This is a genomic window from Streptomyces sp. SLBN-8D4, assembly GCF_049739545.1.
GTDB classification, from domain to species: Bacteria; Actinomycetota; Actinomycetes; order Streptomycetales; family Streptomycetaceae; genus Streptomyces; species Streptomyces canus_C.
The window spans coordinates 4,729,318-4,753,493 of the sequence record NZ_JBMGQC010000001.1; the positions used below are offsets into that span (position 1 = coordinate 4,729,318).

The following is a 24,176-nucleotide window of genomic DNA, read 5'->3' on the forward strand; positions in this document are numbered from 1 at the left end:
GCCGTCAGGCGGGGACGGTGCAGTCGAACGCGTGCAGGTACGGGTTGACCGGGCGGACGTCGTCGATGACCAGGCCCGCCTCCGTCAGCCTGCCGGTCAGGCTCTCGGTGGTGTGCTTGGCCCCTCCGACGTTGAGGAGCAGCAGCAGGTCCATGGCGGTGCTGAACCTCATCGACGGCGAGTCGTCGACGAGGTTCTCGATGGCCACGACCCGCGCTCCGGGGCCGCCCGCCTCGATGACGTTGCGCAGGGTGCGGGTCGTGCTGTCGTCGTCCCACTCCAGGATGTTCTTGATGACGTACACATCGGCCTTGACCGGGACGGCCGCGCGGCAGTCGCCGGGCACCAGGCGCATCCGGTCCGCGAGCGCACCTCCCGGACGCAGCCGGGGGTCGGCGTTCTCCACCACGCGCGGCAGGTCGAGCAGGGTGCCGTGGAGCGTCGGGTACTTCTCCAGCAGGCTCGCCACCACATGGCCCTGCCCGCCGCCGATGTCGGCCACCGACGCGCATCCCGACAGGTCGAGGAAGTCCGCGACGTCCCGCGCGGACTGCACGCTGGAGGTCGTCATGGCGCGGTTGAAGACGTCGGCCGATTCCGGGGCGTCCTCGTTGAGGTACTGGAAGAACTCCTTGCCGTAGAGGTCCTCCACGACGTTACGGCCGGAGCGCACCGCCTCGTCCAGCATCGGCCACGCGGCCCAGGTCCACGGCTCGGTGCACCACAGCGCGATGGAGCGCAGGCTGTTCGGGTCGTCCTCGCGCAGCAGCCGGGACATGTCGGTGTGCGCGAAGGTCCCGTCCGGCTGCTCGGCGAAGATGCCGTAGCAGGACAGGGCGCGCATGAGCCGTCGCAGTGTCCTGGGCTCGGTCTTCACCGCGGCCGCGAGGTCCTCCACGGCCTGGGGGCTGTCGTCGAGGGCGTCGGGGACACCCAGCCGGGCGGCCGCGCGCAGGGCGGCCGCGCAGGCCGCGCCGAACGCCAGTTCCCTGAGCCGCATGGACGGCGGCGGGGCGGTCTGAGCGGTCGTCATGGGCCGCCTTTCTTCTTCGAGTTCCTGGGTGACCATGGCCGGTCAGCACATTCCGGCGGGCCGGGAGGCCCGGCACGTGTTGTGGGTGAAGGTGTTGTCCTTGCCGGTGTCCGTGTTGACGAGGTCGGCCGGGGCGTTGCCCTCCAGCGTGTTGTCGGTGATCCGGTTCCGGTCGCTGGTGGTGCCCACGAAGCTCTTGAACAGGACGATGCCGCCCGACAGCGGGGAGGCGCCGACGTTGCCGATGACCCGGTTGTGTGTCACCAGGGTGTCCTCGGCGCCGGTCAGCACGATGCCGGAGCCCTGCAGCGCGTCCAGCCGCGCGGTCTTCGGGCACGACTTGTTGTTCTTGACGAGGGTGTTGTCGCGCACGGTCAGCGCACCGGCCTTCGGCTTGTTCTCGTCGCCCACGACGAAGACGCCCGCACAGTTGCCGGTGAGGTGGTTGCGCGCGACGGTGAGGTTCCTCAGGCGCCGGACGGTGATGCCGATCCGGTTGCCCTCCAGGCGGTTGCGTTCGACCAGGGTTCCCCCGGTGTCCGCGGCGCCCGCCTCCTCCTTGATCGTGTTGGCGAGGAACAGGCCGGCGTCGCCGTTGTCCCGGGCGGTGTTCTTCCGGAACACCCCGTGCGCCGAACGCTCCTGGGCGATTCCCCACACCCCGTTCTTCACGGCGGTCACGTTCCGCACGGTCAGCCCGTCGGTCGCCATGGCGAACACGCCCGTACTGGTGAAGCCGGTCACGGTGAGGGAGGCGATGGTGACGCGCTCGACGTCGTGCTCCTTCGTCCCCATCACGCAGATGCCGTTGCCGGCCTCGGCGCAGCGGTTGCCGGCCTTTTCCGTGCCCGGCTGGATGACGGTCGCGCGGCCCATGCCGCTCAGGGTGATCCCGGGTTTGCTCACCGTGATGCTCTCGCGGTAGGTACCGGGGGTCACCAGGACTGTGTCGCCCGGCTCGGCGGCGTCCACCGCCCGCTGGATCGACTGCCCGGGAAAGACCACATGGGTCATCTGGTCGGCGGCGGCGACGGGCGGGGCGGCCCCGAACACGGCCCCGATGATCGCCACAGTGCATGCCAGGCGGGAGATATGAAATCTCATCATATTCGGCACGTTATGTCCTGAAAGTTCGCAAGCGGCGGGATAGACCGTCCGGGGGCGTGTCTCGGGTGCGACATGTCACGGGTGCGGGCCCGGCGTGCGCTACGTCCGTGCCGTGCGCCGGCCTTCGGCGGTGGACCTGAGGTCGTGCAGCCATGTCTCGAGGCCCGCGCCGAGGGCCGCCGTGGCGGTGGGGACGTCCGCCTCGACCTGGGCGCCGGTCCAGGTCTCCTCGGTGTGGACGTGCACACAGCCTCTGACCTTCCTGAAGGTCCACAGGTGCACGCGTCCGCTCGCTACGGGTTGAGGACGACCTTTCCGGCGACGGTGCCGGACTCGGCCAGCCGCAGGGCGTCGGCGGCGCGGGCGAGCGGCAGCTGGGCGGCGATCTGGGCGGTGACCTCGCCGCGCTGGAGGGCGGCGAAGACCTGGGTGAGGTCGGCACGCAGCCGGGACCGGAACCGGTTCTTGGCCAGGGCGCGGCCGGCCCACACGTTGAAGAAGCAGGCACGGCGGCGGTTGGGCAGCGTGTTCCACAGCCACACCCGGCCCAGGAGCTTCAGCACGGGCCACTGCTTGGAGCCCTCGGCGTCACGGGTGGCGGCGCTGCCGTACGAGACGAGGGTGCCGCCGGGGGCGAGGAGGCGCCAGGAGTCGACGATGCCGTGGCCGCCGACGTGGTCGAAGACGGCGTGGACGCCCTCGCGCGGGGCGAGGGCGCGGATCCGTGCGGCCAGGTCGTCGGCGCGGTAGTCGACGGGGACGACTCCCCGCTCCCGCAGGGCGTCGTGGTGGCGCGGGGACGCCGTACCGATCACGTGGGCGCCCGCGGCCCGGGCGAGCTGGACCAGGACCGAGCCGACGCCGCCGTTGGCGCCGTGCACGACGACGGTCTGGCCGGCGCGGACGCGGGCCTTGCGGTGCAGCATCTGCCAGGCAGTGATGCCGTTGACGACGAGGGTCTCGGCCTCCGCCGCGCCGATGCCGTCGGGCACCGGCACCACGTCGGCGGCGTCGACGCGCACGTGGCTGGCCCAGCCGCCGACCTTGACCAGGGCGGCGACCCGCGTGCCGGCCAGGTCCGGATCGACGCCCTCGCCGGTCGCCTGCACGGTGCCGACGAGGTCGTAGCCGGGGACGAAGGGGAAGGGCGGCTGGTCGTAGTAGCGGCCGCGCCGCATCTGCTGCTCGGCGAAGGAGACGCCGGTCGCCTCCATGCGGATCACGACCTGGCCGGGGCCCGCGGCGGGGACGGCTCCGTGCCGGATCTCCAGCCCTTCGGGCTCGACCTTGCCCGGCAGGACGACCTCGACGAGTCCTTCGGTGTTCATGACGACCTCCACAGACGGCTGGTTACTCGACTTCGCGTTCGTTAGAAGTTATAACTCCACGGGATCGAGAGTGTCAATAACTTCAGTGATACCATCTAACTATGGTGAATCAGGAGACGAAGACCCCGCGCGAGCGCTACCGCGCCCAGGTGCGGACGGAGATCAAGGAACGCGCGTGGGAGCAGATCGCCACGGCGGGCGCGTCCGCGCTCTCCCTCAACGCGATCGCCAAGCAGCTGGGGATGAGCGGACCCGCGCTGTACCGGTACTACGCCGGGCGCGACGAGCTGATCACCGAGCTGGTCGGGGACGCGTACCGCAGCCTCGCCGACACCTTCCGCGCCGCCTCCTCCCGGCCCGGCGCCGACGTGACCACGCTGGCGAGCGCCCTGCGGGCCTGGGCCCTGGAGGACCCCCAGCGCTACTTCCTCATCTACGGCACGCCCGTCCCCGGCTATCACGCGCCCGACGACATCACCGCGATCGCGTCCGAGATCATGGCGACACTCCTGGACGCCTTCGCCGAGCTGCCGCCGAACGGCACCGCGACACCCTTCGACGCCCACCTCGAAGAACACCGGGACTGGGCGGACGGCCACCCCGCCCCGGCCGCGACCCTGCACCGGGCCCTGACCTTCTGGACCCGGCTGCACGGCACCCTGTCCCTGGAGCTCGCCGGCCACTTCACCGGGATGGGATTCGACCCCGCGCGGTTCTACGCCGCCGAACTGGACGAGCTGACCGGCCCGAAGGGCGACGACGGGATGTGATGTTCGTCGTGATCACGGAGTTCCGGGCCCTCCACCGCGGTTCCGTGCACCGACGCCGATGCCGGCGGCACATCTCCCGTCACCGGAGGTCACAGGGGTGCGACGGGTCTGCGCGGGAGGTAGGCCACGTCCAGGGGATCGCAATATCTGTGCCCACGAAAGGAGAAATAGCTCCGGGGCACGGCCCGTATTCCCCGAACACCGACCGGGTCGAAAATCATCGTCCGCGCAGGGCCGATCGCACCGTGCTACTGTCGATCTCAGTTGCAGGTGTGGTTGCCAGAAGGTTTATTTCCGACGGGTTAATCAGCACGGCGACACGGAATTCACGCAGGGTGAATTCCGAAACCGCCTCCGAAGGAGATATGACATGGCTACTGGCACCGTGAAGTGGTTCAACGCGGAAAAGGGCTTCGGCTTCATCGAGCAGGACGGCGGCGGCGCCGACGTCTTCGCCCACTACTCCAACATCTCCGCGCAGGGCTTCCGTGAGCTGCTCGAAGGCCAGAAGGTGTCCTTCGACATCGCGCAGGGCCAGAAGGGCCCGACGGCCGAGAACATCGTTCCCGCCTGATCACCGGCACTGCCGCGCATATTTCGCAGCTGGGGCCCGCACCTAGGGGTGCGGGCCCCAGCTCGCGCATTTCAGGGCGCATCCCCCATCGCCTTCGGTTCGTTCTCGCGATTCTCTGCGCCGCTCATCGGCTGCGTGAATTCCTTGATACGCGCCGCATCAAGGAAGGTTTCGCATGAATCGCACACGCTCGAACTCCACCCGTGGCCGCTCCGGCGGTCCGAACCGTGGTTCCGGTTCCAGGACGCACGGAAACCGGCAGACCGTACAGGGCGAGTTCGCACCGCCCAGGACGATCACTCCCGCACTGCCCGCGGTCGAGTCGTTCGCCGATCTCGCCATGCCCGCCCAGCTGCTGGCCACGCTGGGCCATGAAGGCGTGACCGTGCCGTTCCCGATCCAGGCGGCGACGCTGCCGAACTCGCTGGCCGGCCGTGACGTCCTCGGCCGTGGCCGCACCGGCTCGGGCAAGACCCTGGCCTTCGGCCTCGCCGCGCTGGCCCGTACGGCGGGACGCCGTGCCGAGCCGCGCCAGCCGCTCGCTCTCGTCCTGGTCCCCACCCGTGAGCTCGCGCAGCAGGTCACCGACGCGCTCACCCCCTACGCCCGCTCCGTGAACCTGCGGCTGGCCACCGTCGTCGGCGGTATGTCCATCGGCAGGCAGGCCGGTGCGCTGCGCGCCGGGGCCGAGATGGTCGTCGCGACGCCCGGGCGGCTCAAGGACCTCATCGACCGGGGCGACTGCTGGCTGAACGAGGTCGCCATCACAGTCCTCGACGAGGCCGACCAGATGGCCGACATGGGCTTCATGCCGCAGGTCACGGCGCTGCTCGACCAGGTGCGTCCGGGCGGGCAGCGGATGCTGTTCTCCGCCACCCTGGACCGCAACGTCGACCGGCTGGTGCGGAGCTACCTGCACGACCCCGTCGTCCACTCGGTCGACCCCTCCGCGGGCGCGGTCACCACGATGGAGCACCACGTCCTCCACGTGCACGACACGGACAAGAACCGGACCACCACCGAGATCGCCGCCCGCGACGGCCGGGTGATCATGTTCCTGGACACCAAGCACGCGGTGGACCGGCTGACCAAGCACCTGCTGAGCAGCGGTGTCCGTGCCGCGGCCCTGCACGGCGGCAAGTCCCAGCCGCAGCGCACGCGCACCCTCGCCCAGTTCAAGACCGGGCACGTGACCGTGCTGGTGGCGACCAACGTCGCGGCCCGCGGCATCCACGTCGACAACCTCGACCTGGTCGTCAACGTGGACCCGCCCACCGACCACAAGGACTACCTGCACCGCGGCGGTCGTACGGCCCGTGCCGGCGAGTCCGGCAGCGTCGTCACCCTGGTGACCCCCGGCCAGCGTCGTGGCATGAACCGGCTGATGATCTCGGCGGGCATCACCCCTCAGGTCGCCCAGGTGCGTTCGGGCGAGGCGGAGCTGAGCCGCATCACCGGGGCCCAGGCCCCTTCCGGTATCCCGGTCGTCATCACCTCGCCGCCGGCGGAACGCCCCCGCGGCGCGTCCTCCTCGTCCTCGTCCCGGGGCCGTCGTGGGCGCCGGGGCCAGGCGGGACAGGGGCGCCCCGCGGGCGCCGCGCCCCGTCGCGGTGCGCCGCGGCGGACCGGCTTCGATTCCGCCGCCTAGGGCGGCCGTGCCCGCCGACCAACCCACCCCTTCCCGTAGGAGGCACCCATGACGCCGAGCCGGACGCCCCACGTGGTCCTCGACAGGCAGGGGACCGGACCGCAGGTCAGTGACGACATGACGGTCGAGGTGGCGCTGTCCCTCATGGCCGGTGCCGGTGTCGATCACCTCGTCCTCTGCGACGGCGACGAGCAGCGCACGGGCCTGGTCACCCTGGCCGGACTCGCCGTTCTCCGGGACAGCACCTCCTACACGGACCGGCTCCGACTGCGGGACGTCCTCAGCCTCGCCGGCTGATCCGTCCCCACCCCGGATCCACCGCACAAGCCCGATGGGGCCCTGCCGACGCGCGTCGGCAGGGCCCCATCGTCGTATCTGCGACTCTCGAACGCCAAAATCTCCTCTTGTCAGAGTAGACATTGGCTCCTGTCGCGGTTACTGTTTTTCTCGTAGACATGGTCAAGCGAGACCCGGCAGACACGAACTGGCGGGTGGCAGTACCGCAGTACCCGTTCACTAGTAAGTGGTTCACAGCAAGGACGGAGGAGCAGACGCCATCAGGATCGCCCGGCCCGACGTATTCGGCCCGGGTACCGCAAGACCCCGGAATGGATGGTGGTCCCCGGTCACGCAGTTGCGATCCCCGCACCCCTCCCGTCACCGGGCCGGGTAGCGGACACAGAAGGTCGGCGCAGCACAAGGGCCGACAGATGGTGTTGAATTCCCTTCGGGGCCCTGGTGCCGTATGGCATCGGGGCCCCTCGACGCGTTGCACAACGAGGTGACATGACAGCAGATATTCCACTCGGCGATCGCCTGGACGACGACGACTACCCCGCGTACACCATGGGCCGGGCCGCGGAGATGCTCGGCACGACACCCGGCTTCCTGCGAGCCATCGGCGAAGCCCGACTCATCACACCCCTGCGCTCGGAAGGCGGACACCGCCGCTACTCCCGCTACCAACTACGCATCGCCGCCCGCGCCCGCGAACTCGTCGACCGCGGCACCCCCATCGAAGCCGCCTGCCGCATCGTCATCCTCGAAGACCAACTCGAAGAAGCACAACGCATCAACGCCGAATACCGCCGCGCCGCCAACACCACCACCGGCCCCGGCCCCCACTGACCAACCCGGGGGGTCGAGGGCGCGGGGAACCGCGCGCGTGCGACGGTCTTCCTCATACCGGAGCTGATCAGCGGTTTCTGGCGTGGTCGACGGACCGCGGGGCCTGCCCGCGGCGACCGTCACCGCAGCCGGAGACCTCGCATGGACCTCATGACCCCGGCCCTGCCCCAGGAGCCCGCCGACGGTGTCGCGGGCCGGGCGGCCGACCTCGTGGACGCCCTGGGCGGCCCCGGAGCGGGCCTCGCCATCGCCCTGGAGAACCTCTTTCCGCCCCTGCCCAGTTCTCGGCCCTGTTCCGGACGCCCCTCGGCTCGGTGGCCGGCGCCGTGGCCCTCTCGTCCTCGCCCACGCCACCGGCTGCAACCGCCGGATCCCGGCCGTGCTGCGGTATCTGGAGTCGTGACCGGAGCGCCCGGCCGGCGGGCGGCGGGGAGTCACCAGGTGACGGCGTCGTCCATCGACTGCTGCCAGTACGTGACCTTGAGGGCGTCGTCGACGTACGTGCCCTGCGCGGGCAGCGAGGGGTGGGCGCTCTTGCCGACGGTCCCGTTGCCGGAGCGGCCCTGGAAGTAGACGGTCAGGGTCTTCGCGGTGTAGCCGTTGGCGCTGCTGCCGTCGGTGGCGGCGAGGTTCACGGAGGCGTAGCCGGACTCGCCCGGTGCGAGCGTGACGACCGCCTGCGGCTGCGAGGCCTCGATGACCGGGGGCACGGCCTGCGCCTCGCCGAAGCGGACGACCGGGTAGCCGTACAGGTAGCAGCTCTTGCTGCCGGTGTTGGTCACCGTGAGCAGCATGTGGTTCACGGGGCGGGTCAGCGGGGCCGCGACCGTCCTGACGGTGGAGCCCTCGCAGGTGACCGGCCTGCCGGAGGAGGAGGGCGCCTTCGACACGGGGGTGCGCTTGGCGGAGGTGGCCGCGCCGCCCGTGGAACCGGTGCCGTTGCCGGACGAGCCCGTGCCGGCCGAGGAGCCCGTGGAATCCGTGAGGGACGACTGGTCCGTGGCGGCCGAGGGCGCCGGGGAGTGGGAGCCGGTGGTGGAAGGGCTCGTGCCGGTCGCGCGGCCCTCGTCCTGGGTGCCTGTCCCGTCGCTGCACGCGCTCAGCGAGAGCGCGGCGAGGACGGTGGTCGCGGCGGCGACGACGAGACGGGTGCGGGAGGTCCTGGACATGTCGATGTGCCCCTTCGGAGTTCGGGTGGCGGTGGTGATTGGATGACCGAAGCTTGTGAGGTGATCCGTCCCGACCGCCACGTTCAGCGGGCAGTTGGGGACACTGGAACGCCGAAATGGGCTCTGACCAGGGGGAACGCACTGACCCTGGAATGCGGGACTGGGATGCGGGGGGTTGAGGGGAACGGGTGTCAGGGGCAACGGGGACCGAGCGGACGGAGGCGTTCGCGCAGCTGCTGCGGGAGCTCAAGGACCGGTCGGGGCTGAGTTACGGGACGCTCGCCAAGCGTCTGCACATGAGTACGTCGACGCTGCACCGCTACTGCAACGGCACGGCGGTGCCGGTCGATTACGCCCCGGTGGAGCGTCTCGCGCGGGTCTGCCGGGCCGCACCGCAGGAGCTGGTGGAGCTGCACCGGCGCTGGATCCTGGCGGATGCGGAACGGGGGCGCAGGCCGGACCAGGCCGCCCTGGCGAAGGAACCCGCCCAGGAGGGGGGTTCGGCCGGTCCGGAGGGGGCCGAGTCGGCCGAGGCCGAGGACCGCGAGCCGGTGGTCACCGACAGGGCGGCCGAGACCACGCCGTCCCGTCACCGCTCCTGGCTCCGCCGTCGCCGTACCGCGCTGATCGCCTCCCTCGCGGTGGTCGCCGCGCTGGGCATCGGCACCTACACCCTGCGTCCGACGGGCATCCGCGCCGGGGACACCTCGCTGCCGGCGTCCACCGGAACCCTGGACGTGGGCGCCCCCCGGCAGCCCTCCGCCGGCCGGTCCGCCGACGGGAGCGGACACGAGCCGTCCACGTCGGCCACCGCCTCCCCGACCCGGACGGCCGGGGCCGGGGGCGGACGGTCCGGCGCCTCGAAAGGTGACGGCAAGCAGGGCGCGGGCCGGTCCACCGGCGGCGGCGCCACCGACGCCGTACCGCTCACGGTCGGTGTCCGCCCCTACGTCTACGACAGTCCGTGCAGCCAGCACTTCCTCGTCGACAGCGATCCCGAGCAGGTCGGCCCGCCGGCGTCCGAGCAGGACGCGCCGCGCTGGGCCGCCGCGTACGGGGCGGTCTCCTCGGGCGAGCAGCGGATCGCGCTGACCGTCCAGGGCACCGGCGCCAAGACCGTCGTCCTGAACGCCCTGCACGTCCGCTTCCTCGGCAAGGACGCGCCGCTCGCCTGGAACGACTACTCGATGGGCGTCGGCTGCGGAGGCGGTGTCGGCACCAAGTCGTTCGACATCGACCTGGACGACGGCAACCCCAGGGTCACCGTGAAGAACGGCCAGCGCGACTTCCCGTACAAGGTCAGCGAGTCCGACCCGGAGGTCTTCTACGTCACCGCCCGCGCCAGGGCGCACGACGTCCGCTGGGACCTCAGCCTGGACTGGTCCAGCGGCGACCGGAGCGGCACCGTCCACATCGACGACGACGGCAGGCCGTTCCGCACCAGCGCCGACGTGGGCCGCCCCGGCTACGACTATCCGCTGGGCAGCAGCGAGTGGATCGCGCGGACGGGCGGCTGAGCCGGCTCCCACCGGGCGACGGTCCGTGTGTAGCCGTAGATCACCGAGGCCATCGCCAGCAGGACGAGCGGCCCGGCCAGCCAGGGGTACTCGGCCATCCGCACCGGCAGGAAGCGGTACGACACCAGGAGCGCGACGAAGACCGCCGTACCGTAGGCGGTCAGCCGGAGCCCGGCGTGGTCCCAGCCTCGGTCGAACGAGCGCACTCCCGCCTCGATGGTGAGGGTGAACACCACGCCGGCGACCAGGTCCACGCCGTAGTGGTAGCCGAAGCCCAGCGTGGCGCTGAGGGTGGCGACCAGCCAGAAGGTGCCCGCGTACCGCAGGAACCGGGAGCCCTTGCGGGAATGGATGAAGATCGCGGTGGCCCACGCCGTGTGCAGGCTGGGCATGCAGTTGCGGGGGGTGACCCCGTCGAACGGTATGGAGTGCGGGGCGGATATCGGCGGCGGTGTCTGCGGCCACAGGTTCGCCACCGCCCAGTGGCCGTCGCTCGGTATCTGCGGCGACCACAGGGCGATCGACGCCCAGTGGTCGGTGCCGGTGCCGTACGCGAAGACCGGGCCGACCACCGGGAAGATCATGTAGATGGCCGGTCCGAGCAGGCCGATCAGCAGGAAGGTGCGCACCAGGTGGTGGCGCGGGAAGCGGCGCTCCGCAGCCACGTGGCGCAGTTGGTACAGCGCGACGACCACCGCGGCCACCGCGAGCTGGCCGTAGATGGTGTCGAGGAAGTTGAAGCCGACCGCTCCGGTGGCCGTGACGAGCCGGCCCATCAGCCATGACGGGTTGCCCAGGGCGTGGTCGGCGTTCGCCAGGTACGGGTCGAGCACCAGCGGCCGGCTCTTCGCGGTGATGAGCAGCCAGGTGTCACCGGTCTTGCGGCCGGCCACCAGCAGCAGGCCCAGCCCGACGCCCTTCAGCAGCAGGACGCGTTCGGGGCCGGTGCGGCGGGTGAGGGCGATGACCGCGCAGCCGACGATCACCCACAGCGCGCCGTTGCCGAAGGGGTGGCCGTGGGTCACCTTGATGTCGCACGCCCACCGGACCCCCGCGATGACGAGGTCGATGCCGACCGCGGCACCGATCGCGAGGAAGCGTTGCCGCCAGGTGAGCACCACCATCATCAGGGCCAGGCCGGCGTACAGCAGGGGGCCCGACTTGGGCGGGTACACGAACTCGCGCATCTGGGTGCCGAGCGGTCCCGGCAGGCCGTAGTGATGTGCGGTGAGCTCCATCGCGACGAAGAAGCCGAGGGCCACGACGGCCGCCACGGCCCAGAGTCTCGCCCGCGAACGAATCTGCGGTGGCATTTGTATCAATTTCGGCCAATTTCACTAGATGCTCGTCAGAGAACCGCCCACCCGACTGAGGAAGAGGGAAGGATCGCGGTCCGGGTTCCTGTGTCCCCCCTGAGAAGCCCGGCTCACCGAAGATGCAGGGTATGACATACGGCGGTAATCGAACACCGTCCGGTGCTCACGTCAGGAGATGGCGCGCAGCCCGCCGTGGGCCGGGCGGCGGAGTTCCTCGACGGCCCGGTCCGTCGCCCCGTCGGCGGGGAGGAGAACGACCAGCTGTTGTGCGTCCGCGGAGAGTTCGAGGGTCTCGCGGACCAGCCGGAGTTCGCGTCCGGAGGGGTGCCGGAGCCGGAGGTCCCCGCGCTGCGGGACGACGTGCCGGTGCAGGCGGCGGGTGAGGTCGGGGCCGGCGACGGGGGCGAGTTCCGCGGTGAACCACTCGTAGGAGTCGAGGGACGGGCCCAGCCACAGATCGAAGGCCCGCTCGTCCGCGACGTCGTCCCAGTCGGCGAAGAAGGACCTGGCGCGAGGGTCGGTGAAGACGTACCGGGTGAGGTTCGGGGTGTCGGAGTCGAGCAGTCCGGTCCCGCTCGTCACCGCGTCGAACGCGCCGGTGCGGGCGAGGACGTCGCCCATCCGGTTGGTCACCAGGGCGATGCCCGGCTCCAGCAGGCTCAGCGTCCGCAGCACGGACGGCCGCACCTCGCGCGACGGCGGGGCGGGCCGGGTGTGGGTGACGCACTCACCGCCGCTGATCTTCGCCAGATAGCGCAGGTGGTCGCGCTCCGCGGGGTCGAGGCTGAGCCCGTCGGCCAGGGCGTTGATCACCGCGATCGAGGGATGGCGGTCGCGGCCCTGCTCGATGCGGGTCAGATACTCGACGCTGATGCCCGCCCGGCCGGCGAGATCCGATCGCCGGAGCCCCGGTGACCTGCGGCGGCCGTGGTCCGGCAGGCCCAGCGACTCCGGCTGGACACTGTCCCGCTTGGCCCGGACGAAATCCCCCAGTGGTGTCCCCATGGCCCGAGCATAGGTTGCTGTCCCGCCGTCCGCGGAGAGCTCAGCCTGGCCCTGCGGGGGCCAGCCTCAGCCTGGTCTGGCTGCGCCCGCGGCGGGGTTCGATCGTGGTGGGCATGGCAAACGACACATACAAACTGGTGGTCATCGTCGGCAGCGTCCGGGAAGGGCGGTTCGGGCCGGTCGTGGCCTCGTGGGTCGCCGAACAGGCCGCGGCGCACGGGGGTTTCGAGGTGGAGGTCGTCGATCTGGCCGGGATCGACGTCCCGTTGTCGCTGCCCGCGGTGTCGCCGAAGTACGCCGGGGACGACTACCCGCGGCCGGCCGGGATGGCGCCGCTGACGTCGGCTCTGGAGAGCGCCGACGCGTTCATCGTGATCACGCCGGAGTACAACCACAGCTACCCGGCGTCCCTGAAGGCCGCGATCGACTGGCACTTCACCCAGTGGACGGCCAAGCCGGTCGCCTTCGTCAGCTACGGCGGTGCTGCCGGCGGGCGGCACGCGGTGCTGCACCTGGAGAACGTGCTGACCGAACTGCACGCGGTCACCGTCCGCGACGGACTCGCCTTCCCCAACTACTTCACCGCGTGGCAGGACGGCCGCCCCCTCGACCCCGAGGCCCCCGGGTACGCCAAGACCCTGCTGGAGCAGCTGTTCTGGTGGGCGGGCGCCCTGCACTCGGCGCGCGGGACGACGCCGTACCCGGTGTGAGCGAGCTCCTGCCCTCCCCCCGTCGACGTCCACGCGTGTGATGGATCACGGTGGCGTCCGGGGCGGGTTTTCGGGCGGTTCGGTCGGGCGCGAAAATCTGGTGTGACGGAGTTACATATACGTGGGCACCGACGCAAGGATTGGGGCCGCCTCGGCGTCACAACCCCGCTCGCCCCCCAATCGGAGGCGCCGGGCCCGCCGAAGCGTCTCGGCGGTGAAGACCACCCCGCGTCGACAGCCCGACGAATAACTGTCGCCGTCGCGACAGAATCACGTGCGGGACGCGACGAAGTTTTCGGAGCGGCCGCCACCGGGACTCGGGTCGCCGTAGATCCGTCCGCCTACCATGTGTTACCGTGATAAAAGTTGCAGTTTTGGTTTCCGGCGAATTTCTATGAGATTCACCGGCGTCTTTCCGGGTCTTCCGGAGGGGAGTCCATCGCGGCGACTCGGGGTCCGTACAGTGCGGGTCCCGGCACTGCCCCCTAGGGAGATTCAATATGGCATCTGGCACCGTGAAGTGGTTCAACGCGGAAAAGGGCTTCGGCTTCATCGAGCAGGACGGCGGCGGCGCCGACGTGTTCGCGCACTACTCGAACATCGCCACCTCCGGCTTCCGCGAGCTTCAGGAAGGCCAGAAGGTTACCTTCGACGTCACGCAGGGCCAGAAGGGCCCGCAGGCCGAGAACATCGTTCCCGCCTGACGCTGACGCGTATCTTCACGGCTGGGGCCCGCACTCTTGGGGTGCGGGCCCTGTCCCATTGCCCCGAAGAATCAGATTGTCCTGAAGAATCTGATTTTCTTCTTTTTCCCCGGCTCTTTCTTGCGAATTCTCGCGCGGTTCAATCGCGCCTTCGGAGGAATTCCTCGACACGTGCCGCACGCATCGAGGAAGGGTTCCCCTCCCATGAACCGCACCCGCCGTACCGGGAACAACGGGAACAACGCGTCCCACCTCCGCTCCCGGGGCGCGAGCCACCAGCGCTCCCGCCCGGCCGCCGCTCCCCGCGGCGAGTTCACCCTCCCCACCACCGTCACCGAGGCCCTGCCCGCGGTGGAGGCGTTCGCCGACCTCGACCTGCCCGAGCGTCTGCAGGCCGCGCTCCTGGCCGAGGGTGTGACCACGCCCTTCCCCATCCAGGCGGCCACCCTGCCGAACTCCCTGGCCGGCCGTGACGTCCTCGGCCGTGGCCGCACCGGCTCGGGCAAGACCCTCGCCTTCGGTCTGCCGCTGCTGGCCCGCCTCGACGGACAGCGCGCCGAACCCCGGCACCCGCTCGCCCTGGTCCTGGTCCCGACCCGCGAACTGGCCCAGCAGGTCACCGACGCACTCACCCCGTACGCGCGGGCACTGCGCCTGCGCGCGGCCACCGTCGTCGGCGGCATGTCGATCGGCCGCCAGGCGTCCGCGCTGCGGGCCGGCGCCGAGGTCCTCGTGGCGACGCCCGGCCGGCTCAAGGACCTCATCGAGCGCGGCGACTGCAGCCTGAGCCAGGTGACGATGACCGTCCTGGACGAGGCCGACCAGATGACCGACATGGGCTTCATGCCCCAGGTCACGGCCCTGCTCGACCAGGTGCGCCCCGACGGCCAGCGGATGCTGTTCTCCGCCACGCTCGACCGCAACATCGACCGGCTGGTGCGCAACTACCTGCACGACCCGGTGGTGCACTCGGTCGACCCGTCCGCGGGCACCGTCACCACCATGGACCACCACCTCCTGCACGTGCGGGACGACGACAAGCACGCCACCGCCACCGAGATCGCCGCCCGCGACGGCCGCGTGATCATGTTCCTGGACACCAAGCACGCGGCGGAGCGCCTGGCCAAGCACCTGCTGTCGGTGGGCGTGCGGGCCTCGGCGCTGCACGGCGGCAAGTCCCAGCCGCAGCGCACCCGGACCCTCGGCCAGTTCAAGGACGGCCAGGTGACCGTCCTGGTGGCCACCAACGTCGCGGCCCGCGGCATCCACGTGGACGACGTCGACCTCGTCGTCAACTTCGACCCGCCGGCCGACCACAAGGACTACCTGCACCGCGGCGGCCGTACCGCCCGCGCCGGCGAGTCCGGCACCGTCGTCACCCTGGTCCTGCCGCACCAGCGCCGCTCGGTGGACCGTCTGATGTCCGACGCCGGCGTCACCGCCCGGATCACCCGGGTGCGCCCCGGCGAGGCGGAGCTCAACCGCATCACCGGCGCCCGCACCCCCTCCGGCGTGCCCGTCGTCCTCCCCGCCCCGGCGCCCGCCGAGACCCCGAGGCGCTCCGGGCCCGCGGGACGCAACCGCAGCAGCCGCTCCGCGCGGGGCCGCCGCCGCTCCACCCCCAGCAGCCGATAGCCGTACGACGTCCCCGTCGAGAAGGAGACGAACAGGGCCGCACCCTGGCCGTTCTCACCGTCACGTCCCGACCGCTCCCCGTGGAGGCACCATGCGCATCGTCATCGCACGTTTTCCCTTCGACCTGACCATGAGCGAGGTCGAGAGGTCGATGACCGGCATCCAGCCCGAACCCGCCACCGGCCTGTGCGTGACCGTCGGCCCCCACGTCTACCCGGTCAAGCAGGTCGGTCAGGTCATCACCCGGCAGGACCGCCGTGACTTCACCGCCCACGAGGTGGGCCGGGCGCTGACCCGGCTCGGCTTCACCTGCCACGAGGTCCAGCCGCCCCGCCAGGAAGCCTTCAACGACCCGGCGGCCTCCCTGCCCTGGGCCGACACCCCGCTGGGCTGACGCGTCCGGGCGCACGGCACGGCGGTCACGCAACCGCTCCCTCCCGCCGTGCGGCGCCCGTCTCCGTAGCCGCCGGAACGGAGATCACCCCTTTCCGTTCCCCCTCCCCACCACCCCGTGCAAGACTGCGGCTCCCCACGGCAGAGCCGCCGTGTTCCCCCTGTCATTGCTTGTCGTCGTCCGACATCGCTTGAGCCGGGAGCTGTGCGGCGGGACGCTGGGAGCATGAACAGCAGGGGCGGCACACCCGGAGGCACCGTGGAGGGACGCGTACCCGAGGACCTGGCGGTCGTCGTCGACGCCACCGGGACCATCACGGTGTGGAGCGCCGGGGCCCGTCAGCTGCTCGGATACGAGGCCGATGAGGTCGTAGGACACCCGGCCACCGGACTGCTCGCCGCCGAACTGCCCGAGACCGCGCGCCGCCATGTCACCGAGGGCCGGCGCTGGGCCACCGAGGTCGCGCTGCGGCACCGGAGCGGCGGCCGGGTCGTCGTACGGCTGAAGGCGATACCGCTCGCGGACGGCGAGGGCGCGCGACCGTGGCTGGTGACCGCCGCCCCCGAGCACATGGCCGGGCCCGTCGAACCGGACGCGGAGGCCCTGTGGGACCTCACGCTCGCGCAGTTGCCCGTGCCGGTGGCGGTCTACGACACCGAGGCCCGGCTGGTGGCGGCCAATGAGGTCATGACCCGGATGATGGGCCGCAGCGTGGCCGAGATGCGCGGGCTGACCCTGTGGGAGATCGAACCGAACCCGCCCTTCGACGAGTACGACCGCCTCCAGCGGCAGGTGCTGCGCACGGGTGAGCCGCTCTTCCACGAGAACTTCGGACAGGCACCCGGCGAGGTGCAGGGCCACGCCTGGTCGATGTTCCTCTCCCCGCTGAAGGACGGGAGCGGCGCGGTGCGGGGCCTGTCCGCGGCCGTCTTCGACACCACCGAGCAGTACTGGGCCCGCCGCCACCTCTCCATCCTCAACGACGCCAGCCTCCGCATCGGCAGCACCCTGGACGTGGCCAGGACCGCCGAGGAACTGGCCGAGGTGGCCGTGACCGGCTTCGCGGACTTCGTCACCGTGGATCTGCTGGAGTCGGTGGCGTTCGGCGAGGAACCGGAACCGGTGCCCCCGGACCGGCCGGTCACGGTGCGGCGTACGGCACAGCGGTCGGTCCTCGACGGCTGCCCGGAGTCGGTGGTCCCCACCGGCGAGCGGACGTTCTACCCGGTGGGCACGCCCCCGATGCGGGCCCTGATCGCCGGTCGCGGCAACCGGCCGGGGCCCCTGGACCCCGGGATGCGGGAGTGGATCGAGTCCTCCCCCGCGCGTGCCGAGACCGTGGCCAAGTACATGATCCACTCGGTGCTGATGGTGCCGGTGCGCGCCCGCGGGGTCACCCTGGGCCTGGTGCACTTCCTGCGGCACCGTACGACGGAGCCGTTCAGCGAGGACGACCTGCTGCTCGCGGAGGAGATCGTCGCGCGGGCCGCGGTGAGCGTGGACAACGCCCGCCGCTACACCCACGAGCGCCGGACCGCGCTCGCCCTCCAGCGCAGCCTGCTGCCCGAGCGGCCGCCGGACCTCGCGGCCATGGAGGTGGCGTACCGCTATCTCCCGGCGGGCTCCGGCGCGGACGTGGGCGGGGACTGGTTCGACGTCATCCCGCTGTCCGGCGCCCGGGTCGCCCTGGTCGTGGGCGACGTGGTGGGCCACGGCATCCACGCCTCAGCGACGATGGGCCGCCTGCGCACGGCCGTACGCACCCTCGCGGACGTCGACCTCGCCCCCGACGAACTCCTCACCCAGCTCGACGACCTGGTCGTCAGGCTCGACCGGGAGGAGGGGCCGGACACCCGCGACGGGGGCGCGGACGCCCCGACACCGGGCGAGGTCGGGGCCACCTGCCTCTACGCCGTCTACGACCCGGTCTCCCGCCGCTGCACGATGGCCCGCGCCGGTCACCCGCCGCCGGCCGTGGTCACCCCGGACGGCGAGGTCCGCTTCCTGAAGCTCCCGACCGGCCCGCCCCTCGGCCTCGGCGGCCTGCCGTTCGAGTCCATGGAGGTGGAGTTGGAGGAGGGCAGCCTGCTCGCCCTCTACACCGACGGCCTGGTAGAGACGGCCGACCGCGACATCGAGGTCGGCCTGAACCTGCTGCGCGGGGCCCTCGCCGACAGGGCGGGCCCGCTGGAGGAGACCTGCGACGAGGTCCTGCGGACGGTGCTGCCGGCCCGCCCGGCCGACGACATCGTCCTGATGCTGGCCCGCACCTCGGCCCTGGACGCGGCGAAGGTCCGCACCTGGCACCTCCGGCGGGACCCGGCGGCGGTCGCACGGGCCCGCAAGTGGGCGAGCGAGCAGGTGACGGCGTGGGGCCTGGATGAAGCGTCCTTCGCGACGGAACTGATCGTCAGCGAGCTCGTCACGAACGCCGTCCGCTACGGCGACGACCCGGTCGTCCTCCGACTGATCCGTGACCATGCGCTGATCTGCGAGGTCTCCGACGGCAGCAGCACGGCTCCGCACCTGCGGCGGGCGCGGGTGTTCGACGAGGGCGGGCGGGGGCTGCTGCTGGTCGCGCAGATGGCGGAGCGGTGGGGGAGCCGGCAGACGGCGACGGGGAAGACGATCTGGGCGGAGCTGGGGTTACTGGAGGGGTAGGCACGGTGTGCGCGGGACGGCAACCGGAACGGTGAATTCACCGCTCTGTGCGACGATGCGCCCGTGAACGCACCCTCCAGCCCTTCCACCGGCCCGTCCCCCACGGAGCCGGCCCCCAAGTCCCCTGGTTTCGCGGCGGAGTTCAAGGACGCCGTGACGTTCCGGGCCTTCGGCCTGGTCCTCGGCGGCCTGCTGGTCCAACTGGCCTTCGTCCTCTCGTACGTCGGCGCCTTCCACTCCCCCACCCCCGAGCACATCCCCGTGGCCGTGGTGGCCCCCCAACAGGCGTCCGCGAAGATCGTCGCGCAGCTGAACTCGCTGGACGGCGAACCGGTGAAGGCAACGGCGGCCCCCAGTACGGCCGTTGCCCGCGAGTGGGTCATGACGCGCCGCACGGACGCGGCCTTCCTCTTCAACCCGAAGGGCACCGAGGACACCCTGCTCGTCGCCTCGGCGGGCGGCCCGTCGGTCTCCCAGACGGCCACCCAGATCGCCCAGAAGATCGAGGCGTCCGAGAAGCGCCGGATCACGGTGACGGACATCCGCTCCCCCAACTCCGGCGACGGCCGCGGCATGACGTCCTTCTACCTGGTCCTGGGCTGGGTGATCGGCGGCTACCTCACCGCCACGATCATGGGCATGGCGTCCGGCTCCCGCCCGGCGAACCGCCCCCGCACCCTGATCCGGCTGGCGGCCCTGATCCCGTACGCGGTGGTGTCGGGCGTGGCCGGAGCGGTGATCGTGGGTCCGGTGTTCGACGCCCTGGGCGGCCACTTCTGGGCCCTGAGCGCGATCGGAACCCTGACCGTCCTGGCCTCGGCGACCACGGCACTGGCCCTGCAGACCCTGCTGGGCCTGCTCGGCACCGGCCTGGTCATCCTCCTTTTCGTGGTCCTCGGCAACCCGAGCTCGGGCGGCGTCTACCCGGCCCCCCTCCTCCCGCCCTTCTGGAGCGCGATCGGCCAGGCGCTGCCGCCGGGCGCCGGAACGACCCTGGTCCGCAACACGGTGTACTTCTCGGGACACGCGACCAGTTCGGCGCTGTGGGTGCTGGGGGCGTACGCGGTGGGCGGAGCGGTGCTGGCCTGGGGGGCGTCCTGGTGGCGGGAGGAGCGGAGGGCTGCCGCGGAGGTGGGATCCGGGGCGCAGGCTTCGGTGGCCGTCTGACAGGGAGTACGGCGTTCCGCACGGGGCGCGGGCGGTCCGGTCCCCGTGCGGTTCTCGCCGTCCCCTTCAGCTGAACCGGCCCCGCGGCCCTACGCCGCCGCCAGGGCCGGCACCGGTGTCCTCGCCGTGTGTGCCCTGCGCAGGAACGGCTTCTCGATGGCGTAGTACGACAGCAGGGCCATCAGCAGGGTCAGGACCACCGTCGCGGCCAGCCGGCCCTCCCGGACGCCGAGGGAGGCGAGGAGCCGTACGACCGGGTAGTGCCAGAGATAGATGCCGTAGCTCAGGTTGCGGCCCACCCAGGCCAGGGGGGTCAGGGCGAGCAGGCGGGACAGGTGGTTCTCGGGGCGCAGTTCCAGGGCGGTGACCAGGGTGGCGGAGAGGGCGGCCACGGCGAGGAAGCCGAGGGTGTACCACGCGGCCGTCCACGGGCCGAGGTCCTCGGTGACCGGTACCTGCCAGGCGATGAGGGCCAGCAGGGCGAGGGACGGCCAGGCCAGGCGGGCGGACCAGGTGCGCAGCAGGGCGAGTCGCGGGTCGTCGGAGCGCAGGCGGGCCAGGGCCACGGCCACCAGGGCACCGGCCAGCAGCTGGTCGGCGCGGGTGTCGGTGCCGTTGTAGATGCGGTGGGCCGCTTCCGGGTTCCACAGGACGCAGCGCCAGAGCAGGGGGAGCACGCACAGGGCGGCCGTGCACAGGAGGACCGTACGGGCCCGGAACCGGCGTAGGAGAAAGAGCAGGGCGAGCGGCCACAGCAGGTAGAACTGCTCCTCCACGCCCAGGGACCAGGTGTGCGCGAGCGGGCTGGTGAGGTCGGAGTAGGGGCCGGACTCCATGGCCCGTACGACGTTGGTGAGGAAGGCGGCCGACAGACCCGTGGCCTGGAGCGAACCGTCGAAGCCCCACAGGGACGTCGTCGACGCGAGCAGCACGCAGACCGCGCACAGGGCCAGCAGGGCGGGGACGAGCCGCAGCCAGCGGCGGCGGTAGAACGACATGAGGGAGACGCCGCCGCGGCGGACGTACTCGGCGATCAGCAGACGGGTGATGACGAAGCCGCTGATGGTGAAGAAGACGTCCACGGCGACCGCGCCGCCCGGCAGCACCTCGGGCTCCACGTGGTGGACGATGACCAGCGCGACCGCGAGGGTGCGCAGTCCGTCCAGGCCGCTCACCCGGCCGGTGCGGGACACCGCGGACGGAAAACCCCGGCTCGCACGGGGTGCGACCGGGGCCGGAGGTCTGCGGACTCCTTCCTGCTCGGTGTCCGCCACGGCTGTCGAGTCCGGTGCCTTCGCCATGAAAGAGATCTCTTCTCACCTGCCCGCTGAATCGAGTAATCCCGGTGCGCCTAACCGGAAATCACGCTCGCATGCGTCCCTGGGCGTCGACTGTGCGGAATCACCGACTGGCCACAGCACGCACACAGGGTGCCCTCAGACCCGCGCGACACAGTCCGGGGCGCGGGGAGGGCGGCGGGGGGTCGACCGAGCGGTCGGGGGCTGTCCAGGCGTACGAGGGACTGCGCGCCGGCGTGTTGACGGGCGCGCGGAAGCGGACGCGGCGAAGGTACGGCCGGCGGAAGTCCGCTGACCTCGCGGACTCGGGGCGAGGTCTACTGCCAGGGTCCGGGCCCCCTGGCTGGCCAGGCGCGTGCGTCGCGAGCCAGTGAGGCGGCCCGACGCAGAGGCGGGGAACTAGGCCGCTTCCGCTTCCGGCCGCGGGAAGGTCTCGTCCTCGTCGTCCCCGAAGTCCGGGGCCTGGAAGGGGTTGGTCGTGGGGGGCGGCAGGGCCGCGGGGGTGCGCTGGGGCTGCCCTTCGGGCGCCGAGAACAGCGAGGTCAGATCGATGAGAGAGGGTCCTTTCTCCTACAGCTTGGTCATCTTCGAGTACGGACTCAGGATCCGCATCTGCGACGAGCCGAAATCGACGAGTACCGCGATTCCGTCCTCGACGCCGATCACGCGGCCGAGACCGTACATGTCGTGTGTGACCTGGTCGCCCACGGCGAAGTGCTTGGGAGCGGGTGCGACCGGTGCCTTGAAGGGGCTGGTGGGCAAGTGACGCTTCTGTGCAGCAGGCTTTGTCATCCTCCTCAGTATGCGCCTACGGCCGCCCGGCCCGCGCCGTCTGTCCAGGACCGATACGAACACGCAACTGGCCAGGGCCCACGATGCACGTCGCGAAGATCGCCGAGAAGGGCCCTGCGCACCGAGGTGGCCGGGATTCGCGCTTGCCGTTTCCCTCGGGGGTCCCTCCTCCCCGCCGATCAAGAAATAGGTAAGAACCCCCTGGCCAGGGGCAACCTTCGGAGCGGGTGGGGGTCCAACCTGCGCCCGGTGTTGATCAGTGCCGGGGTCCTTCTGTCCCATGTGGGGGATGTCATGAGTTCTGTCGTCGTCGGGCGTGCGGTCGCGGGGGCATTGGTCCTCGCCGGGCTCGGGAGCGGAGTCGCGTTCGCCGATGACGCGGCGCCCAGTGACGGGCTGGAGATCCAGGCCCCTTACGAGCAGGCGGTCGTCGTCGCGCCCGGTGACGGCGGTGCGGCGCAGTACCGGTCGATGGCGCTCGGGCTTCAGCACTACAACAGCGACGTCACCGTGACCGACGGGCGGCTGACCGTCGACGCCTCCGGGCTCGCGGGGGTCGCCGAGATCGCCTGGCCCGACAACTGCGTGCCCGACGACGCCGGCACCGTCGCCGTCTGCGACACCGGCGACGTGCCGGTCCGCTACAGCCCGCAGGTGCGGCTGAGGGTGCGGGCCGTCGCCGGCGCCGCCGTGGGTACGCAGGGTGCGATCGAGTACTCCGCCACGGCCACCGGTGGCCCGGACGGCACGCTCACCGTCCCGGAGTACTCCACGGAGACCTTCGTGACCGTCGGCTCCGGCCCGGACCTCGGTGTCAGCGCCCCGCAGGACGTCTCCGGCGTGGCGCCCGGCACCGACCTCACCGTGCCGTTCTCGGTCACCAACACCGGCAACGAGACCGCCCACGGCTTCACCGTGCAGCTGTGGGCGACGTACGGCCTCGACGTCATCACCCGCTACCCGCAGTGCACCTACACCGGCCCGGACGACGCCGACACCCAGTACCCGCCCATGACCCACGTGACCTGCTCCTTCGACACCGACGTCGCGCCGGGCGCCGCCGTGGAGCTGCCCGAGCCGCTGCGGCTCGCGGTCACCGGCCACGCGCTGCACGAGCGGTTCGACTACGAGGTCGAGCCCGCCGGTGACGTCGCCGACCTCGACAGCTCGGACAACGGCCGCGCCTGGCACATCGACGCCGACAACACCGCCGACTTCGCTGTGCACGGCACCGAGGTGAGCGGCGCGCAGGGCGACACCGTCACGGCCGGTTTCCGCTTCGTCAACCGCGGCCCGGCCTGGGTCGCCGACGTCGCCTCGGGAGACCCGATCCCCGCGATCGACTACTACCTCCCGCCGGGCACCACCGCCACCTCCGTGCCCAGCACCTGCCGCACCGGCGCGCCGTCCGCCGACAACCCGGCGGTCCCGCACTACGTCTGCACCCTGCCGACCTGGACCAGGCCCGACCTGAAGGTCAGGTTCCCGTTCCGGCTGCGGGTCGACCAGGTGATCCCCGACGCCACGGGCCGGGTCGTCGTCCGTCCCTACGACGGCAGCGCGGCCTTCGCCTTCGACCCGAACACCCGTAACAACTCGGCCAAGGTGGTCGTCAACCCGTCCGCCTGACGGCGGTGACCGCGGTGAGGGGGCGGCCCGGCCCCCTCACCCGCGTACACCGCCCATCTCCGCCATGAATCCCGCGGGGTTGCTGTCGAAGCCCCGGATCAGCTCCCCGAGGTGCCACGCCCCGGACGCGTCCCGGGTGAACTCCGCGATCGTCGCGGCCGTGGCGTCCGCGACGCCCGCGAAGTCGTCGGCCAGCAGCTGCCGGTAGCCCTCGACGACGAGCACCCCCGCGTGGGTGAGATCGCCGAAGGTGCGGGGGCCGCCGTTCTGATGGATGGCGACACCGACCACCACCCGCCCGTACGCGGACGACAGGCGCTCGAACTCCAGCTCCATCACCTCGACGAAGCCGAGGCCGAGGCCGGTCTCGCTGTGCCGGGTCATGGTGATGGTGCCGTCCGGCGAGCGGCTCTCGGTGTGCACGACGTACTCCGGCCGCCCGTACGGGTCGCCCGCCGCGTAGGTCGCGGCGACGATGTCGAGATGCCGGGCCGGTTCCCCGTAGGGGCTCGGATCCCACTTGAGCCGCACCTGGACCTTGCCGAGACCCGCACCATCGGCATGCATCAAGCCGCTCCCCGTCGAAGTTCC

23 protein-coding genes and 1 pseudogene are annotated in these 24,176 nt (G+C 71.3%); 14 read left to right on the forward strand and 10 right to left on the reverse strand.

Annotated features, from left to right (window positions below):
* Positions 1 to 4: 4 nt before the first annotated feature.
* From RKD20_RS21280 to RKD20_RS21295, 4 genes are all read right to left on the reverse strand, one after another.
* Positions 5 to 1,033: a methyltransferase gene (locus tag RKD20_RS21280; protein ID WP_424879118.1), complete on the reverse strand. Its 1,029-nt coding sequence runs from the start codon at positions 1,031 to 1,033 to the stop codon at positions 5 to 7.
* A 42-nt stretch (positions 1,034 to 1,075) separates the two neighbouring features.
* Positions 1,076 to 2,140, reverse strand: coding sequence for a right-handed parallel beta-helix repeat-containing protein (locus RKD20_RS21285; RefSeq protein WP_424879119.1), 1,065 nt, complete (start codon positions 2,138 to 2,140; stop codon positions 1,076 to 1,078).
* Positions 2,141 to 2,239: 99 nt separating this feature from the next.
* Entirely contained in the window at positions 2,240 to 2,386 is a 147-nt protein-coding gene (locus RKD20_RS21290; RefSeq protein ID WP_424879120.1) for a hypothetical protein, read from the reverse strand.
* 47 nt (positions 2,387 to 2,433) lie between these two features.
* Positions 2,434 to 3,468: a medium chain dehydrogenase/reductase family protein gene (locus RKD20_RS21295; RefSeq protein ID WP_424879121.1), complete on the reverse strand. Its 1,035-nt coding sequence runs from the start codon at positions 3,466 to 3,468 to the stop codon at positions 2,434 to 2,436.
* Between the two features lie 101 nt (positions 3,469 to 3,569).
* On the opposite strand from RKD20_RS21295, the gene RKD20_RS21300 reads away from it, so the two are divergent.
* The 6 genes and pseudogenes from RKD20_RS21300 to RKD20_RS21325 all read left to right on the forward strand — a co-directional run.
* Positions 3,570 to 4,238 carry a TetR/AcrR family transcriptional regulator gene (locus tag RKD20_RS21300; protein WP_424879122.1) on the forward strand — a complete coding sequence of 223 codons (669 nt, stop codon included), beginning with the start codon at positions 3,570 to 3,572 and terminating at the stop codon, positions 4,236 to 4,238.
* Positions 4,239 to 4,608: 370 nt separating this feature from the next.
* Entirely contained in the window at positions 4,609 to 4,812 is a 204-nt protein-coding gene (locus RKD20_RS21305; protein ID WP_030730357.1) for a cold-shock protein, read from the forward strand.
* Between the two features lie 175 nt (positions 4,813 to 4,987).
* Entirely contained in the window at positions 4,988 to 6,460 is a 1,473-nt protein-coding gene (locus RKD20_RS21310; protein WP_424879123.1) for a DEAD/DEAH box helicase, read from the forward strand.
* Between the two features lie 48 nt (positions 6,461 to 6,508).
* Positions 6,509 to 6,757 (forward strand): CBS domain-containing protein, encoded by a 249-nt coding sequence (locus RKD20_RS21315; protein WP_020119328.1) that lies wholly within the window; start codon positions 6,509 to 6,511, stop codon positions 6,755 to 6,757.
* Positions 6,758 to 7,246: 489 nt separating this feature from the next.
* Positions 7,247 to 7,588 (forward strand): MerR family transcriptional regulator, encoded by a 342-nt coding sequence (locus tag RKD20_RS21320; protein WP_424879124.1) that lies wholly within the window; start codon positions 7,247 to 7,249, stop codon positions 7,586 to 7,588.
* A 141-nt stretch (positions 7,589 to 7,729) separates the two neighbouring features.
* A pseudogene (locus tag RKD20_RS21325) lies at positions 7,730 to 7,923 on the forward strand (DedA family protein); the annotation flags it as partial.
* Positions 7,924 to 8,022: 99 nt separating this feature from the next.
* Here RKD20_RS21325 and RKD20_RS21330 read toward each other — a convergent pair.
* The gene (locus RKD20_RS21330) at positions 8,023 to 8,757 is read right to left on the reverse strand and encodes a DUF4232 domain-containing protein (protein WP_424879125.1); all 735 of its coding nucleotides are present in this window, start codon (positions 8,755 to 8,757) and stop codon (positions 8,023 to 8,025) included.
* 188 nt (positions 8,758 to 8,945) lie between these two features.
* Here RKD20_RS21330 and RKD20_RS21335 point away from each other — a divergent pair, with 188 nt between their 5' ends.
* On the forward strand, positions 8,946 to 10,274 hold the full coding sequence (locus RKD20_RS21335) for a helix-turn-helix domain-containing protein (RefSeq protein WP_424879126.1): 1,329 nt from the start codon (positions 8,946 to 8,948) through the stop codon (positions 10,272 to 10,274).
* Here the strand turns inward: RKD20_RS21335 and RKD20_RS21340 are convergent.
* Both RKD20_RS21340 and RKD20_RS21345 read right to left on the reverse strand, forming a co-directional pair.
* Positions 10,229 to 11,548: a phosphatase PAP2 family protein gene (locus RKD20_RS21340; RefSeq protein ID WP_424879127.1), complete on the reverse strand. Its 1,320-nt coding sequence runs from the start codon at positions 11,546 to 11,548 to the stop codon at positions 10,229 to 10,231. The two genes, RKD20_RS21335 and RKD20_RS21340, sit on opposite strands and share 46 nt — an antisense overlap.
* 210 nt (positions 11,549 to 11,758) lie before the next feature.
* Positions 11,759 to 12,595 carry a helix-turn-helix domain-containing protein gene (locus RKD20_RS21345; RefSeq protein ID WP_424879128.1) on the reverse strand — a complete coding sequence of 279 codons (837 nt, stop codon included), beginning with the start codon at positions 12,593 to 12,595 and terminating at the stop codon, positions 11,759 to 11,761.
* Between the two features lie 113 nt (positions 12,596 to 12,708).
* Here RKD20_RS21345 and RKD20_RS21350 point away from each other — a divergent pair, with 113 nt between their 5' ends.
* The 6 genes from RKD20_RS21350 (at position 12,709) to RKD20_RS21375 (ending at position 19,866) form a co-directional block, all read left to right on the forward strand.
* Positions 12,709 to 13,305 (forward strand): NADPH-dependent FMN reductase, encoded by a 597-nt coding sequence (locus RKD20_RS21350; protein ID WP_424879129.1) that lies wholly within the window; start codon positions 12,709 to 12,711, stop codon positions 13,303 to 13,305.
* Positions 13,306 to 13,805: 500 nt separating this feature from the next.
* Positions 13,806 to 14,009 carry a cold-shock protein gene (locus RKD20_RS21355; RefSeq protein ID WP_007383480.1) on the forward strand — a complete coding sequence of 68 codons (204 nt, stop codon included), beginning with the start codon at positions 13,806 to 13,808 and terminating at the stop codon, positions 14,007 to 14,009.
* A 204-nt stretch (positions 14,010 to 14,213) separates the two neighbouring features.
* Complete coding sequence (locus RKD20_RS21360) at positions 14,214 to 15,644, forward strand: DEAD/DEAH box helicase (RefSeq protein WP_424879130.1); 1,431 nt, start codon at positions 14,214 to 14,216, stop codon at positions 15,642 to 15,644.
* Between the two features lie 91 nt (positions 15,645 to 15,735).
* Positions 15,736 to 16,038, forward strand: a complete 303-nt coding sequence (locus RKD20_RS21365; protein WP_007383478.1) for an SCO5918 family protein — start codon at positions 15,736 to 15,738, stop codon at positions 16,036 to 16,038.
* A 225-nt stretch (positions 16,039 to 16,263) separates the two neighbouring features.
* Positions 16,264 to 18,699 (forward strand): SpoIIE family protein phosphatase, encoded by a 2,436-nt coding sequence (locus RKD20_RS21370; RefSeq protein WP_424879131.1) that lies wholly within the window; start codon positions 16,264 to 16,266, stop codon positions 18,697 to 18,699.
* 63 nt (positions 18,700 to 18,762) lie between these two features.
* On the forward strand, positions 18,763 to 19,866 hold the full coding sequence (locus RKD20_RS21375) for an ABC transporter permease (protein WP_424879132.1): 1,104 nt from the start codon (positions 18,763 to 18,765) through the stop codon (positions 19,864 to 19,866).
* Between the two features lie 89 nt (positions 19,867 to 19,955).
* On the opposite strand, the gene RKD20_RS21380 is transcribed toward RKD20_RS21375, so the two are convergent.
* Entirely contained in the window at positions 19,956 to 21,167 is a 1,212-nt protein-coding gene (locus RKD20_RS21380) for an acyltransferase family protein (RefSeq protein WP_424879133.1), read from the reverse strand.
* Between the two features lie 567 nt (positions 21,168 to 21,734).
* Positions 21,735 to 21,956 carry a hypothetical protein gene (locus RKD20_RS21385; protein ID WP_007383474.1) on the reverse strand — a complete coding sequence of 74 codons (222 nt, stop codon included), beginning with the start codon at positions 21,954 to 21,956 and terminating at the stop codon, positions 21,735 to 21,737.
* Between the two features lie 294 nt (positions 21,957 to 22,250).
* On the opposite strand from RKD20_RS21385, the gene RKD20_RS21390 reads away from it, so the two are divergent.
* A complete protein-coding gene (locus RKD20_RS21390) occupies positions 22,251 to 23,585 on the forward strand; it encodes a hypothetical protein (protein WP_424879134.1) in 1,335 nt (444 codons plus the stop codon).
* A 36-nt stretch (positions 23,586 to 23,621) separates the two neighbouring features.
* On the opposite strand, the gene RKD20_RS21395 is transcribed toward RKD20_RS21390, so the two are convergent.
* Positions 23,622 to 24,152: a TerD family protein gene (locus tag RKD20_RS21395; RefSeq protein ID WP_020119345.1), complete on the reverse strand. Its 531-nt coding sequence runs from the start codon at positions 24,150 to 24,152 to the stop codon at positions 23,622 to 23,624.
* Positions 24,153 to 24,176 lie beyond the last annotated feature (24 nt).